This is a genomic window from Achromobacter veterisilvae, from assembly GCF_900496975.1.
Lineage (GTDB): Bacteria > Pseudomonadota > Gammaproteobacteria > Burkholderiales > Burkholderiaceae_B > Achromobacter > Achromobacter veterisilvae.
In genome coordinates, this window is sequence record NZ_UFQC01000018.1 from 87,583 (window position 1) to 101,495 (window position 13,913).

Consider the following 13,913-nt stretch of genomic DNA (forward strand, 5'->3'; position numbering starts at 1 on the left):
CTCTTTCTTTTTTCAGGACTGACCCGATGATTTCCACTTCCGACGCCTACGCCAACGTGGTTGCCGAAACCCGCGATTGGCTGACCAAGGCCGTGATCGGCCTGAACCTCTGTCCGTTCGCCAAGGCGGTTCAGGTCAAGGACCAGATCCGCTTTGCCGTCAGCGACGCCACCGACGCCGAAGGCGTCCTGACCGACCTGCAGGACGAACTGGCGCTGTTGGCCGAAACCGATCCCGGGCAGATCGACACGACCTTGCTGATCCTGCCCGACACGCTGGACGACTTCCTGGAGTTCAATGACTTCGAGGACCTGGCGGACCGCCTGCTCAAGCGCATGCGCCTGGTGGGCGAGCTGCAGGTGGCGACGTTCCACCCGCAGTTCCAGTTCGCGGATACCGAGCCGGACGACATCACCAACTACACGAACCGCTCGCCGTACCCCATCCTGCACCTGTTGCGCGAAGACAGCATCGACCGCGCGGTGGAATCGTTCCCGGACGCCGCCGAGATCTACGAGAAGAACATCGACACGATGCGCCGCCTGGGTATCGAGGGCTGGAAGAAGCTCATGGCCAAGTCCTGATCCGGACAAGGCCGGATCGCATACCAAATACCGTTCTGCGGAATATGGCTCCCAGGGAGTATCGGGATATCCCTAGATAGCCCATCCCTGGTATTGCATACAACATACGTTTTTCCGGGCCATCCGCCGTTCAGCGGAGGGGGCCGCGGGACCTTCCCCTTCCATTGCTTTGGCCCGCCGCCGGTCGAGCGCGCGGGCGTAGTCCTTGCCGGAGAGCCGTATGCGATTTACCCGCCGCCATGCCTTGGGCGCGCTTGCCGCGCTGCCCCTCGTTTCGCGCCCGGCCTGGGCCCAGAACACTTTTCCAACCCGGCCCGTGCGCTTGCTGGTGGGCTTCGCCCCGGGCGGGCTGACCGACATCGCGGCGCGCGCCCTGGCCGAACGCATGGGCAAGACGCTGAAGCAGAGCGTGGTCGTGGAGAACCGCCCCGGCGGCCAGGCCATCATCGCCACCGTGGCGGTGGCGCGCGCCGAGCCGGACGGCTACACGCTGGGCTTCGCGGGCACCAACGGCATGATCCTGAACCCCTTGCTCTACAACAACCTGCCTTACCAGCAGTCGGATTTCAAGCAGTTGGGGTCGATGGGCAAGTCGCCCATGCTGTTGATCGTGAGTCCCACGCTGGGCGTGAAGAACGTGCAGGAATTCATCGCCCTGGCCAAGAAGAAGCCTGGCGACATTACGTGCGCGCACGCGGGGCGCGGCGTCATCAATCACCTGGCCCTGCTGCATTTCCAGTCCAAGACCGGGACGCAGTTCCAGGACGTTCCCTACAAGGGCAGCGGCCCCGCGCTGCTGGACCTCATGGCCGGCACGGTCCAAAGCACCTTCGATTTCCCGACCTCGGCGCTGCCCAACATCAAATCGGGCAAGCTGCAGGTGCTGGCCGTGACGTCCGACAAGCGCCTGTCCAGCCTGCCTGACGTGCCCACCATGAAGGAAGCCGGGGTGGACGGCTTCGAACTCTACACCCGCATGATGATTTCGGGTCCGGCCGCGATGCCGGCCCCGGTGGTCAAGACGCTGGAGAACGCCGTGCGCGAAGGCACGCGCGATCCCGGCCTGGTGCAGCAGTTCGCGGACCAGGGCGTGACCGTGGAGTTCACCTCGTCGGCCGACCTGGACCGGGTCATCGCCGAGGAATCCGCCATGTGGGCCCAGGTCATCAAGGCCAATGGCGTGCCCAGGACCGACCTGAAGAGCTAAGGAGCCGCCGTGACCGAACAGCCCCGCATCGCCATTACCCCCGAGCGCGCCCTGGTCGACGTGGCGCGCGATATCCGCATCGACGGATTCCCCGCCTACGCGTTCATCACCGTGACGGCCAGCATGCGGATGTGCGGCGCGCAATGGCGCTCGCAGGCCGTGTTCGCGGCCGGCCACGACGGCAGCCTGGACCTGTCGCGCGATTGCCCGGTGTCCGGCAGCTACGCCGAGCCGTCGGCCATGGGCATCGTCTGGTCCATGGCCTGCTGCGACATGGACCGCGTGGTGTTCCCGCCCGATCGCACGGAAGCGCTGGTCATCGACATCGAGGCCAGCGACGGCCGCCATACCGCCACCGCGCGCCTGGTGCAGGAATTCCTGGCCGAAGGCGTGACCCACCGCGCCGTGCGCGAGCAGGTCGGCGGCATGACCGTGTCCGGCGAACTCTACACGCCCGCCGGCCCCGGTCCGCATCCGCTGGTGATCTACATGAACGGATCGTCCGGCGGCGTCAACGCGCCGCGCGCGGCGCTCTTCGCGGCCCGCGGCTACCAGTGCCTGGCGCTGGCCATCTTCAACTACGACGGCCGGCCCAAGTACCTGAACGACATGCCGCTGGAATACTTCGAGCAGGCCCTGCGCTGGGCCCGCGCCGAGCTGGCGCCGCGCGATGGCTTCGTGGCGCTGTCCGGCATCAGCCGGGGAGGCGAGACCTCGCTGCTGGTGGCGGCGCATTATCCCGAGCTGGTCAGTGCCGTGGTCGCCTACGTGCCGTCGCCGGTCATGCACGGCGTCGTCAGCGCCGGCGCGCCCGGCACCGGCCGCGACGCCCAGGTCTGGACCAAGGCCGGCGAACCACTGCCGCACCTGTGGCAGGACAACGCCAGCGCCGACTGGGACGCCGCCTACGCCTCCGATCCGCCGTACCGCCAGACCCATGCCTTCCTCAGCGCCACCCGCGACAGCGCCGCCTTCGAGCGCGCCCGCATCCCGGTCGAACGCTATCCCGGCCCCATCATGCTGGTCAGCGCGTCCGACGACGGCTTCTGGCCCAGCACGGCGTACTCCGAGATCGTCGTGCGGCAGCGCATGGCGCACGGCCTGCCGACGTTCCACCACGTCTGCATGGGGGCGGGGCACCACGTGCACTATCCCTATCTGCCCGCCACCCTGATCAGCAAACCGCACGCCATGTCGGGCTTGCTGCTGGACGCGGGCGGAACGCCGGCCGCGAATGCGGCGGGCAACGAGGGGTCCTATCTGGCGGTGCTGGATTTCCTGGGCCGGACGGCCGGCGGAGATCGGCGGGGATAGGCTTGCGGGGAAAAGATCGCCGGCTTTCGAGCCGGTTTTTTTTTGGCCGCGCGAAATGGGAGCCGCGCTGCGTTCCAGGCAAAACCTAGGGTTTCTACTTATGTCCACTGACATTGCGCGGGCATAGAATTTCGCCTGTTCCATTAAAAGGAATGTGATTCCGTTAAACGGAATCTTGGAAATAATAGAAAGCGCCGCGGCGATCCTGCACGCGGCGCGCCGGATGAGGCAGCAATGCAAAGATCGACCTTCCTGACGAACGATGGCGCGCAACTCAGCTATGCAAGCTGGCCTGCGCGGCAAGCGGACGCGCAACCGGTGGTCATGCTGCATTCCCTGTTCTTCGGCGCGGACATGTTCGACGCGGTGGTGCCTCGCCTGGGCGGCGACTACGCCGTGCTGGCGGTCGACCACCGCGGGCAGGGCGCAAGCAGCGCGGGCGCGCAGCCGGCGTCCATGCTGCGCCTGGCCCAGGACACCATCGCCCTGATCGAGGCGCGCGTCGGCGGGCCGGCGCACGTGGTGGGCAGTTCCATGGGCGGCTATGTGGCCCTGCAGATGGCGGCATTGCGGCCGGACTTGCTGCGCACGCTGACGCTGTCCTGCTGCACCGCGCATGCCGAGCGGCAGCCCGAGCGCTTCGATGCCCTGGAAGCGGCCTTGCGCGAGCAGGGGCCGGCCAGGCTGGTCGACACCTTGATGGCCACCATGTTCAGCGAACACTTCATGCAGCAGGGCGACGCGCAGGCGCGGGCCCGGTGGCGCGCGCATTTCGCGGCCCTGCCGCGCAGCGTGGCCGATGCGGTGCATGGCGTGTTTTCCCGGCCCGGCTATGAGCCGCTGCTGCCCGGGCTGGACATGCCGGTACTGTTGTGCAGCGGCCAGGGCGACCGGGCCAAGCGGCCCGAGGACATGCAGTACATCGCCGACCGGGTCGCAGGCAGCCGCCATGTGACCTTCGAGCGGGCCGGCCATACGCCGCCCGTCGAAGACCCGGCCCGTTTCGCCGCCGAGCTGCTGCGCTTCTGGCGCGCAAGCGCCCGCGTCCCCGGCGAAGGCGCCGCGCGGCCTCTCGCGCCCAACTCCTGATATTCCGAAAGCAGAAGGATCTACAAGCATGCAAGCTGAAAACATCGGCCAGACAGGCGGCGCGGGCTTTACCGCCGACGCGCTGCCGTTCAAGGACATGGCCGCAACGGGCGAACCGGATTTCGAAGTGCGCGATGGCGTCGTGATGCTGCGCGGCAGCCGGTCGCGCTCGTCGGGCAGCCTGGCGTTTCCGCGCCGCGAGGTCTGCATTGAAACAGGGGCGCGCGACATGGAGCCGGTGAGCTTCGGCCCCCTGGGCACGCTGTATTCGTATTCGACCGTGCACGTGTCCTCGAGCCGCCAGGTGCCGTACACCATCGGCTATGTCGACCTGGAAAACGGCGTGCGCGTCCTGGCCGCCGTCCACGCCCAGGCCGAGGAACTGCGCTGCGACCTGCCCGTAGAACTGCGTACCGACGGCGAAAGCTGGTTCGTCGCGCCCGTCGCCGCCCGATAAGGAAGAAACCATGAGCGAAGCATTCATCGTAGGCGCGGCCATGATCCCGATGGGCAAATACCGGGAGTCGAGCTATTCAGGCCTGGCGCTGCCCGCCGTGCTCAATGCGCTGCGCGACGCGGGCGTGGCGCCCGGCGAAGTGGACGCCGTCGTGTGCGGGCACGCGTTCGGCGGCATGTTGACCGGCCAGCGCATCGTCAAGGAATTGGGCATCAGTTCGGTGCCGGTCAGCAACGTGGACAACGCCTGCTCGGGCGGGGCCACGGCCCTGCACCTGGCGTACAAAGACATCGCCGCGGGCCGCCACGACGTGATTCTCGTGATCGGCGTGGACAAGCTCACGCAGTTCGGCGGCGGCACGCTGCCGCTGGTGGCCGAAGATCCGGAAGTGCGCCAGGGCATGGTGATGCCGGCGATGTACGCCATGCGCGCGCGCCGCTATCTGCACGAACGCGGGGTGGGCCCGGAGGTGCTGGCCGAAGTCAGCGTGAAGGCGCGCCGCCATGGCGCCCGCAATCCCTATGCCCAGTTCCGCAGCGCCGTCACGGCCGAAGAGGTGCTGAACTCGCGTCCCATCTGCGATCCGCTGACGCTGATGCAATGCTGCCCCACGGGCGATGGCGCGGCCGCCGTGCTGCTGGTGTCGGACGCCGTGCGCCGTCGCCTGGGACGCCCGGCGGTGCGCATTGCCGCGTCGATCCTGCATTCGGGTTCGGTGACGCTGGGCTACCGCGACATGCTGCGTCCCGAGATCACTTTCGATTCGGCGCGCGACGCCTACGAAATGGCAGGCATCGGTCCGAAGGATGTCGATGTGATCGAACTGCACGACGCCTTCACCATTGCCGAGCTGGTGTACTACGAAGCGCTGGGCCTGTGCCAGCCGGGCGAGTCGGCGGGCTACCTGCTTGACGGCAAGAGCACCTACGGCGGCGAAGTGGTCGTCAATCCCAGCGGCGGGCTGCTGTCCAAGGGACATCCGGTGGGCGCCAGCGGTGTCGCTCAGGCGGTGGAAATGTACTGGCAATTGACGGGCCAGGCAGGCGCGCGCCAGGTCGAAAACGCCCGCGTGGGGCTGAGCCACGTGACGGGCGGCGGCATCGCCGGCCTGGATCATGGCGCATGCACCGTGCATCTGTTCGAGCAGGTCGCCCAATGAAGCGCGCTGGCGCGGTGCCGGATCAGGCGGCCCCGGAGGCCGCGTCGTCCACCGGGACGGTCAGCCGGGCCTTGCGCCTGTTGACCGTGCTGGCCGACGCGGGCTCCAGCGTAACGGTCAAGCAGATCGCCGAGCAGATGGGCGTGGCGCCGTCCACGGCGCATCGCTTGCTCCAGTTGCTCAAGCAGGACGGTTTCGTCGAGGCCTCGGCCGTCGGCCACCAATACTCCATCGGCCCGCAGTTCTATCGCGTGGCGGCCCGGGTGCTGGATTCCGTGTCCACGCCGGCGCTGGCGCAGCCTTTCATCCAGGCCATCGCCAACGCCTTCGACGAGACCGTTCTGTTCGGCCTGTATGTGCCCACCGAGCGCGCGCTGAGTTTTGCCGCGCGCGCCGACGGCCAGCAAAAGCTCAAGTACCAGATCGACCTGCATCGGCCGCTGTCCCTGGTGTGGGGCGCTTCCGGCAAGGCGGTGCTGGCGTACCTGCCGCCCGGGGAGATCGAGGCGATCCTTTCCGAAGAAGGGGCGTCCCCCGGCACGGGCGCGACGCCGCCCGCGCTTTCGGTCCTGCAGGACGAGCTCGCGCAAGTGCGCGCGCGGGGCTACGCGGTCAGCGAAAGCGAAAAGCTGCCTGACGCGCGCGGCATCGCGGCGCCGGTGTTCGGTCCGGGCGGGGTGATCGGGTGCATTTGTCTGACCTCTCCGAAAAGCAGGATGCCGCACGCCAGCATCGAAGCGATCGGACGTGAAATCGTATCGCGCGCGCAAGCGTTGTCGCGCGATCTGGGAAGTTCCAACGTATGAAAGAAGCAAACAAGGTTGCCGAGCCGTTGGCCGGCTACCGGATTCTGGACCTCACGACGTTTCTGTCGGGCCCGTTCTGCACGCAGATCCTGGCCGACCTGGGCGCGGAGGTCGTCAAGGTGGAAGCGCCAGACGGCGATTCCAGCCGCGCCATCCCGCCGCACTTCGTGGACGAGGACAGCGCGTACTACCTGGGCATCAACCGCAACAAGCGCAGCATCGCCGTCGACATGAAGCAGGCGGAAGGCCTGGCCCTGGTCAAGCGCATGATCGCGCGCGCCGACGTGGTGGTGGAGAACTACCGCCCGGGCGTCGCCCAGCGCATTGGCCTGGATATCGACGCGCTGCGCGCCCAGCACCCAAAGTTGATCTGGGCCTCGGTCAGCGGATTCGGGCAGACCGGCCCGTGGCGCGACCGGCCCGCCTACGACATGATCGTGCAGGCCCTGTCCGGCGTGATGAGCCTGACCGGCGAACCGGGCCGCCCGGCCGTGCGCCTGGGCATCCCGGCGGGCGACATGGTGGCCGGCATGTATTGCGCCATCGCCATCAACGCGGCCCTGGCCGACCGCGAACGCGAAGGGCAGGGACGCGCCATCGATGTCTCCATGCTCGACTGCCAGCTTGCCATGCTGTCCTACCAGAGTACCTACGCGCTGGTGGCCGGCGTCGTGCCGCAGCCGCAGGGCGCGCGCCACGACTCGATCCCGACGTATCGCTCCTTCGTGGGCGGCGACGGCCGCGAGCTGGTGGTGACGGCCAATACGGAACGCATGTGGCGCGGACTGTGCCAGGCGCTGGAATGCCCCGAGCTGGCGGAAGACCCCAGTTTTGCCAGCGGCGCGGCGCGCCTGGAGAACCGGCTGGCGCTGTGGCCCTTGCTCGAGGCCGCTTTCCTCAAGCGCGCCGCGGCCGACTGGATCGAACCGCTCAATGCCTGCGGCGTGCCGGTGGCGCTGATCAAGACCGTGCCCGAGGCGCTGGAAGACGCGCGGCAGTCCGGGCGCGGCATGGTGCTGCCGCTGGCTTCGGAGCAGCACGAGATCGAAGTGGTGGGCAACCCGATCAAATTCACGGGTTCCGGCTGCGTGGAGGCGACGTATCCGCCGCGCCTGGGCGCCGATGCCGAGGCCGTGCTGTCGGCGTGGCTGGACTTGCCGGCCGACGCGGTCGGCGCCTTGCGCGCGCGCCAGGTGCTGGCGGGCAGGGTGGGCGCGGCGCAATGAACGCGCAAACTGCCGTACCAGTCCTGAACCGGGGCGAGGGGCCCGCGGCCGCCGCATTCGCGCCGGACCGTTGGCACGAATGCGGCGATGCCAGCGCCGGCACGGCGCTGATGCTGCATTCGCTGGGCCTGGACGGGCGCGCCTTCGCCGCGCTCTGGCGCGCCCTGCCCAAAGGGTGGCGGCTCATTTCCTATGACCAGCTCGGGCACGGCGCGGCGGCGGGGGCCACGGACTTCACCTTCGCCGATTGCGTGGCCGACGCCTTGCGGGCATTGGACCTCGCGCCAGGCCCGGTGCATGTCCTGGGGCACTCGATGGGCGGCGCGGTCGCCGCCTGCGCGGCGGCAAGCGCGCCGGGCAAGGTGGCTTCCCTGACGCTGGTGGCGACGCCGACGACAGGCATGCCGGTATTCGTCGAGCGGGGCCAGGCCGCGCTCGACGGCGGTATGGACGCGGTAGTGGCGCCGACGCTGGCGCGCTGGTTCGGGCCGGACGGATCGGCCGGCAACGCCGATGCCATCGCCTACGCCCGTTCTGCCTTGCACGCCATGGCGCCCGCGGGATTCGCCGCGGCGTGGCGGGCGCTGGCGTCGTTCGGCGGATACGCGGATCTGGCGGCGGCCCTGCCTCCGACCCTGTGCGTGGCTGGCGCGCTGGATCTGTCCACGCCGCCGCCGGCGCTCCAGGCCATCTGCGATGCGCTGCGGGCTGGCCAAGGCCTGCCGGGCGCGGGCGAGGCCGCAAGGGTTGAAACGATAGCCGGACACGGACATATGTTGCCGCTGACGGCGCCCGAGGCGCTGGCGCGGCTGCTGGCGGCGCATTGGAGCCGTTGCGGCGGGAACGAGGCGCCGCGCTGAGCCGGCGCCGCCAGGAACGAGAAACAGAGAATCGCTATGACAGAAAACTTGAATGCCGCCCGCGGCCCGGAAATGGAAGGCCTGGTGGCCGTGGTGACCGGCGGCGCCGCGGGCATCGGGCAGGCCGTGGTGCAGGTGCTGCTTGAGCGGGGCTGCGTTGTCGCTTCGGTGGACATGACGGCCGAGGGCGTGCCCGCGGGCGCGCAGGCGCTGATCGCCGATGTGCGCGATCAGCAGGCGCTGAATGCGGCGGTGCACGCTTTTGGAGAACAGCAAGGCCGGATCGATATCCTGGTCAACAACGCCGGGGTGAGCTTCGTGGGCACCATCGAGGACGGGTCCGACGCCGATTGGCACCGCATCCTGGACATCAATGTCATGGGCCAGATGCGTTCGACCCGCGCCGCGCTGCCCTACCTGCGCCGCGCGCCAGCCGCCTGCATCGTGAATATGTCGTCCTGCACCGCGGTCAATGGCCTGCCGCAGCGCGCCCTGTACTCGGCCAGCAAAGGCGCCATCCAGTCGATGACCCTGGCGATGGCGGCGGATTTCGTCAGCGAAGGCATACGCGTCAATGCCATAGCGCCGGGCACGGTCGATACCCCGTTCATGTCGCAGTTGGCCGCCCAGGCGCCCGACCCGGCGGCCAAGCGCGCGCAGTTCGAGGCGCGCCAGCCCACCGGCAGGATGGTGGATCCGCGTGAAGTGGCGGAGGCGGTGGTGTACCTTGCGCGCCCGTCGGCGCGTTCCACGACCGGCACGATCCTGAATCTGGACGGCGGCATGACCGCCTTGCGCATGCCGCGCTGAGGCGCGCGCCGCGCACCGAATTTTCTATCAAACATCGCACAGTCAAGTAAGGAAACCTCATGGAATTCAACAACAAAGTCGTCGTCATCACCGGCGCGGGCCAGGGCATCGGGCGCGCTTACGCGCACGAGTTCTCGAAAGAGGGCGCCGCCGTCGTCGTCGCCGACCTGAACATCGCGGCCGCGCAGAACGTGGAAGCGGAAATCAAGGCGGCCGGCGGACGGGCGCTGGCCGTGCAGGTGGACGTGGCGGACAAGGCCAGCGCCGATGCGCTGGTGGCGCAGACGCTGGCCGCCTTCGGCAGCGTGGACGTGCTGATCAACAACGCCGCCATTTTCTCGACGCTGAAGATGAAGCCGTTCGAGGAAATCGACGGCGATGAATGGGACCGCGTGATGGCGGTGAACGCCCGCGGCGTCTTTTTCTGCGCCCAGGCCGTGGCCAAGCCCATGCGCGCCAAGGGCTACGGCAAGATCATCAACATCTCTTCCAGCGTGGTGGTGACCGGCCGGGCGAACTACGCGCACTACGTGGCCTCCAAGGGCGCGGTGGTGGCGCTGACGCGCGCCCTGGCCACGGAACTGGGCGACGACGGCATCAACGTCAACGCGATCAGCCCCCACGGCATCGTCACGGAAGTGCCGCGCGACACCATCAAGCCCGAACAATGGGACGCGATCCTGTCCGCGCAGGCGCTCAAGCGCAAGGGCGACGTCAGCGACATGATCGGCGCCACGATGTTCCTGGCTTCCGACGCGAGCAAGTACATCACCGGCCAGACGCTCAACGTGGACGCCGGCCTGCGGTTCAACTGACCGGCGCGTCATCCCGGATTCCCGCAAAGGAGACAACAATGACCAACGCATTCCAAGCAAGCTTCGCCCGCGAAGGCGGCCGCCGCCACCGTATCGCGGTGATAGACGGCCCGAACATGTCCAACCTGGGCGCGCGCAGCAAGAAGGTATACGGCAAGATCGGCTCGCTGGATGAACTGAAGGCGTATGTCGCCGATTTCGGTAAGCAACTGGGCGTGGAAGTGGAGAGCTTTTCCTCCAACCACCAGGGCGACATTCTCGAATTCATCCATGCCTCGGCCGACCGGGTCGACGGCTACATCATCAACCCGGCCGGCCTGACGACGGTCGGCGAGGGCGTGCGCCATGCGCTCGAGGATACCGGCCGCCCCGTGATGGAAGTCCATTTTTCCAACATCTCCGCGTCCGCGGGCGCCGCCCGCGGCCTGGGCGGAGGCAGCATCAATTCCAGCTTTACGCACACGGCCACCGGCCTGTGCATGGGAATGCGGCAGTACAGCTACATCGGCGCGCTGGTGGCGCTGACCCTGAGCCTGGACGATGCGGATTTTCTGGGCGCGCAGGCCGAGTCCTGAGCCGAAGCAACCGGTCCGGCGCCGCCTGGGGCCAGCGCCGGTACACATCAATGACGCTTCCCACGGTCCCGCGGCCCTATCGCCCGCGGGCCGGAGAAGGAAGAACTAGGAGACACTCTCATGCAGACCTTTACCCGTCGTCAGATCATCGCCGGTGCCGCGGCATTGGCCGGTTCGGCCCTGCTGCCGCGCTATGCGCGCGCGGCTGAATTCATATTCAAGATCGCCAGCGACACGCCGGCCTCGCACCCGTGCAACGTGCGCACGCTGGAAGCGGCGGAACGCATCAAGGAAGAGACCGGCGGGCGCGTCGAGATCCGCCTGTTCCCGAACAACCAGTTGGGCGCCGGCCCCGACATGCTGGGCCAGTTGCGCTCGGGCGCGCTGGAGTTCTTTATGTATTCCACCCAGCTCGTCGCGCCGCTGGTCGCGCATTGCGCGTTGCCGGGCGTGGGGTTTGCGTTCAAGGACACGAACACGGCGCTGAGCGCCATGGACGGTGAGTTGGGCGGCTACCTGCGCAAGCAGATCGAGAAGTCCGGCCTGATCACCATGCCCAAGGTATGGACCAGCGGCTACCGCCAGGTCACCAGCAGCGAAAAGCCGATCCTGACGCCGGGCGACTTCGACGGCTTCAAGATCCGGGTGCCGGCCAGCCCGATGTGGGTGTCGTTGTTCAAGGGCTTTGGCGCCAGCCCCACCGCCATCAACTTCTCCGAGCTGTACACGTCGTTGCAGACGAAGGTGGTCAACGGGCAGGAAAACCCGCTGGTCATCATCGAAACCAACCGCCTGTTCGAGGTGCAGCAATACTGCGCCCTGACCAACCATATGTGGGACGCGTACTGGGTGCTGGGCAACCGCCGCGCCTGGGGCCGCCTGCCGGCGGACTTGCAGGCGGTCGTTTCCAAGCACTTCGACCAATCGGCGCTGGACCAGCGCGCCGACATGGCCAAGCAGGAACTGAGCCTGCGCGACAGCCTGGGCGCCAAGGGCCTGAAGTTCAACGACATCGAAATCGACGCGTTCCGCCAGAAGCTGGCGGCTTCGGGGTACTACGCCGACTGGAAGCAGAAGTTCGGTCCCGAGGCTTGGAGCATCCTGGAAAAGTACGCGGGAGCGCTGAGCTGAAATGAGCGCCCCTATGCATATCCAACCGCCGGGTCAGGCGGCTGACACCGCCGGACGACGGTTCCTGGGATGGGTGGACCGGGCGATCGGCGCATTGGTTGAAATCCCGGTCGCATTGCTGGTCATCGCGGAAATCGCCGTCCTGTTCGCGGGCGTGGTGTCGCGCTATGTCCTGCATCATCCGTTGGTCTGGTCGGACGAACTGGCGTCTATCCTGTTCCTCTGGTTGGCCATGCTCGGGGCCGTGGTGGCGTTCCGCCGCGGCGAGCACATGCGCATGACCGCCCTGGTCAATGCCGCCACGCCCGGCTGGCGCGCGCTGTTCGACGTGGTGGCGATCGCCGCTTCGCTGGCGTTCCTGGTGCTGATCGTCGCTCCTTCGTACGAGTATGCGGTCGAGGAGTCGTTCATCACGACGTCCGCGCTGGAAATCATGAACTCCTGGCGCGCGGCGGCGCTTCCGGTCGGGGTGGTGCTGATGGCGGTGGTGGCCGTGCTGCGCCTCCTGACCCATGGCAATGTGCGCATGGTGCTCGCGGCCGTCGCGGGCGTGACGGCCTTGTGCGTCGTCATGTACCTGCTGCAGCCGATGCTCATGGGCCTGGGCAACATCAACCTGCTTATCTTCTTCGTGGGCGTGGTCGGGCTGACCGTGCTGATGGGCGTGCCCATCGCGTTCTGCTTCGGCCTGGCCACCTTCGGCTACCTGGCGCTCACGACCACCATGCCCTTGATGGTGGTCGTGGGGCGCATGGACGAGGGGATGTCGCACCTGATCCTGCTTGCCGTTCCCTTGTTCGTGTTCCTGGGCCTGCTGATCGAGATGACGGGCATGGCCCGGGCCATGGTCGGTTTCCTGGCCAGCTTGCTGGGGCACGTCCGGGGCGGCTTGTCGTACGTGCTGATCGGGGCGATGTACCTGGTGTCGGGCATCTCGGGGTCGAAAGCGGCCGACATGGCGGCCATCGCGCCGGTGCTGTTTCCGGAAATGGAAAAGCGCGGGGCGAACCGGGGCGACCTGGTCGCGCTGCTGTCGGCCACGGGCGCGCAGACGGAAACGGTGCCGCCCAGCCTGGTGCTGATCACGATCGGCTCGGTGACCGGCGTGTCGATCGCGGCGCTCTTCACCGGCGGGCTGATGCCGGCCGTGGTGCTGGGCGCGATGCTGTGCCTGGTCGTCTGGTGGCGCCATCGTGGCGAAGACCTCTCGAACATCGAGCGCGCGACCGGCCGCCACATCCTGCGCACCCTGGTGATCGCCTTGCCGGCCATCGCCTTGCCCTTCGTGATCCGCGCCGCGGTGATCGAAGGTGTGGCCACGGCGACCGAAGTGTCGACCATCGGCATTGTCTATTCAGTGCTGGCCGGCATCTTCATCTACCGCCAGTTCGAATGGCGGCGCCTGAAAAAGATGCTGGTGGACACCGCGTCGCTCTCCGGGGCGATCCTGCTGATCATCGGCGCGGCCACGGGCATGGCCTGGGCCCTGACGCAATCGGGCTTCTCGCAGAGCCTGGCCGCGTTCATGGCCGACCTGCCCGGCGGACGAGGGATGTTCCTGGCCGTTTCGATCCTGGCGTTCATTGTGCTGGGCAGCCTGCTCGAAGGCATTCCCGCCATCGTGCTGTTCGGGCCCTTGATGTTCCCGATCGCGCAGACCATGGGCGTCAACGAAATCCACTACGCCATGGTGGTCGTTCTTTCGATGGGCCTGGGCCTGTTCGCGCCGCCGTTCGGCGTGGGCTATTACTCCGCGTGCGCGATCAGCCGGATCACGCCCGACGAAGGCATGCGGCACATCTGGGGCTACATGGGCGCGCTGCTGCTGGGGTTGATCGTGGTGGCGGTGTTCCCCTGGTTCTCGATCGGCTTTCTCTGAA

At 67.5% G+C, this 13,913-nt stretch carries 14 protein-coding genes; all 14 read left to right on the plus strand.

The genetic code is table 11. From position 1 onward, the window contains the following. Positions 1–26 precede the first annotated feature (26 nt). Entirely contained in the window at positions 27–584 is a 558-nt protein-coding gene (locus tag AVE30378_RS17750; protein WP_129242191.1) for a DUF1415 domain-containing protein, read from the plus strand. Positions 585–804: 220 nt separating this feature from the next. Then, positions 805–1,791, plus strand: coding sequence for a Bug family tripartite tricarboxylate transporter substrate binding protein (locus tag AVE30378_RS17755; protein WP_129242192.1), 987 nt, complete (start codon positions 805–807; stop codon positions 1,789–1,791). Positions 1,792–1,800: 9 nt separating this feature from the next. Continuing rightward, positions 1,801–3,105, plus strand: coding sequence for an acyl-CoA thioester hydrolase/BAAT C-terminal domain-containing protein (locus tag AVE30378_RS17760; protein ID WP_129242193.1), 1,305 nt, complete (start codon positions 1,801–1,803; stop codon positions 3,103–3,105). A gap of 234 nt (positions 3,106–3,339) precedes the next feature. Beyond that, positions 3,340–4,194 (plus strand): alpha/beta fold hydrolase, encoded by an 855-nt coding sequence (locus AVE30378_RS17765; protein ID WP_129242194.1) that lies wholly within the window; start codon positions 3,340–3,342, stop codon positions 4,192–4,194. A gap of 28 nt (positions 4,195–4,222) precedes the next feature. Further along, positions 4,223–4,651 carry a Zn-ribbon domain-containing OB-fold protein gene (locus AVE30378_RS17770; protein WP_129242195.1) on the plus strand — a complete coding sequence of 143 codons (429 nt, stop codon included), beginning with the start codon at positions 4,223–4,225 and terminating at the stop codon, positions 4,649–4,651. A gap of 10 nt (positions 4,652–4,661) precedes the next feature. Continuing rightward, a complete protein-coding gene (locus tag AVE30378_RS17775) occupies positions 4,662–5,810 on the plus strand; it encodes a thiolase family protein (protein WP_129242196.1) in 1,149 nt (382 codons plus the stop codon). Next, positions 5,807–6,616, plus strand: coding sequence for an IclR family transcriptional regulator (locus AVE30378_RS17780; RefSeq protein WP_165360223.1), 810 nt, complete (start codon positions 5,807–5,809; stop codon positions 6,614–6,616). Before AVE30378_RS17775 ends, AVE30378_RS17780 begins: the two co-directional genes overlap by 4 nt. After that, positions 6,613–7,842, plus strand: coding sequence for a CaiB/BaiF CoA transferase family protein (locus tag AVE30378_RS17785; protein ID WP_129242198.1), 1,230 nt, complete (start codon positions 6,613–6,615; stop codon positions 7,840–7,842). Before AVE30378_RS17780 ends, AVE30378_RS17785 begins: the two co-directional genes overlap by 4 nt. Further along, on the plus strand, positions 7,839–8,702 hold the full coding sequence (locus AVE30378_RS17790) for an alpha/beta fold hydrolase (protein WP_129242199.1): 864 nt from the start codon (positions 7,839–7,841) through the stop codon (positions 8,700–8,702). The genes AVE30378_RS17785 and AVE30378_RS17790 overlap by 4 nt, the downstream gene beginning before the upstream one ends. 36 nt (positions 8,703–8,738) lie before the next feature. Then, positions 8,739–9,512: an SDR family NAD(P)-dependent oxidoreductase gene (locus AVE30378_RS17795; protein WP_129242200.1), complete on the plus strand. Its 774-nt coding sequence runs from the start codon at positions 8,739–8,741 to the stop codon at positions 9,510–9,512. Positions 9,513–9,571: 59 nt separating this feature from the next. Beyond that, positions 9,572–10,327: an SDR family NAD(P)-dependent oxidoreductase gene (locus AVE30378_RS17800; RefSeq protein ID WP_129242201.1), complete on the plus strand. Its 756-nt coding sequence runs from the start codon at positions 9,572–9,574 to the stop codon at positions 10,325–10,327. A 38-nt stretch (positions 10,328–10,365) separates the two neighbouring features. Then, entirely contained in the window at positions 10,366–10,902 is a 537-nt protein-coding gene (locus tag AVE30378_RS17805; protein ID WP_129242202.1) for a type II 3-dehydroquinate dehydratase, read from the plus strand. Positions 10,903–11,022: 120 nt separating this feature from the next. Next, positions 11,023–12,033: a TRAP transporter substrate-binding protein gene (locus AVE30378_RS17810; RefSeq protein ID WP_129242203.1), complete on the plus strand. Its 1,011-nt coding sequence runs from the start codon at positions 11,023–11,025 to the stop codon at positions 12,031–12,033. Between the two features lie 13 nt (positions 12,034–12,046). Beyond that, the gene (locus AVE30378_RS17815; protein ID WP_208742407.1) at positions 12,047–13,912 is read left to right on the plus strand and encodes a TRAP transporter large permease; all 1,866 of its coding nucleotides are present in this window, start codon (positions 12,047–12,049) and stop codon (positions 13,910–13,912) included. The last annotated feature ends 1 nt before the right edge of the window (position 13,913 follow it).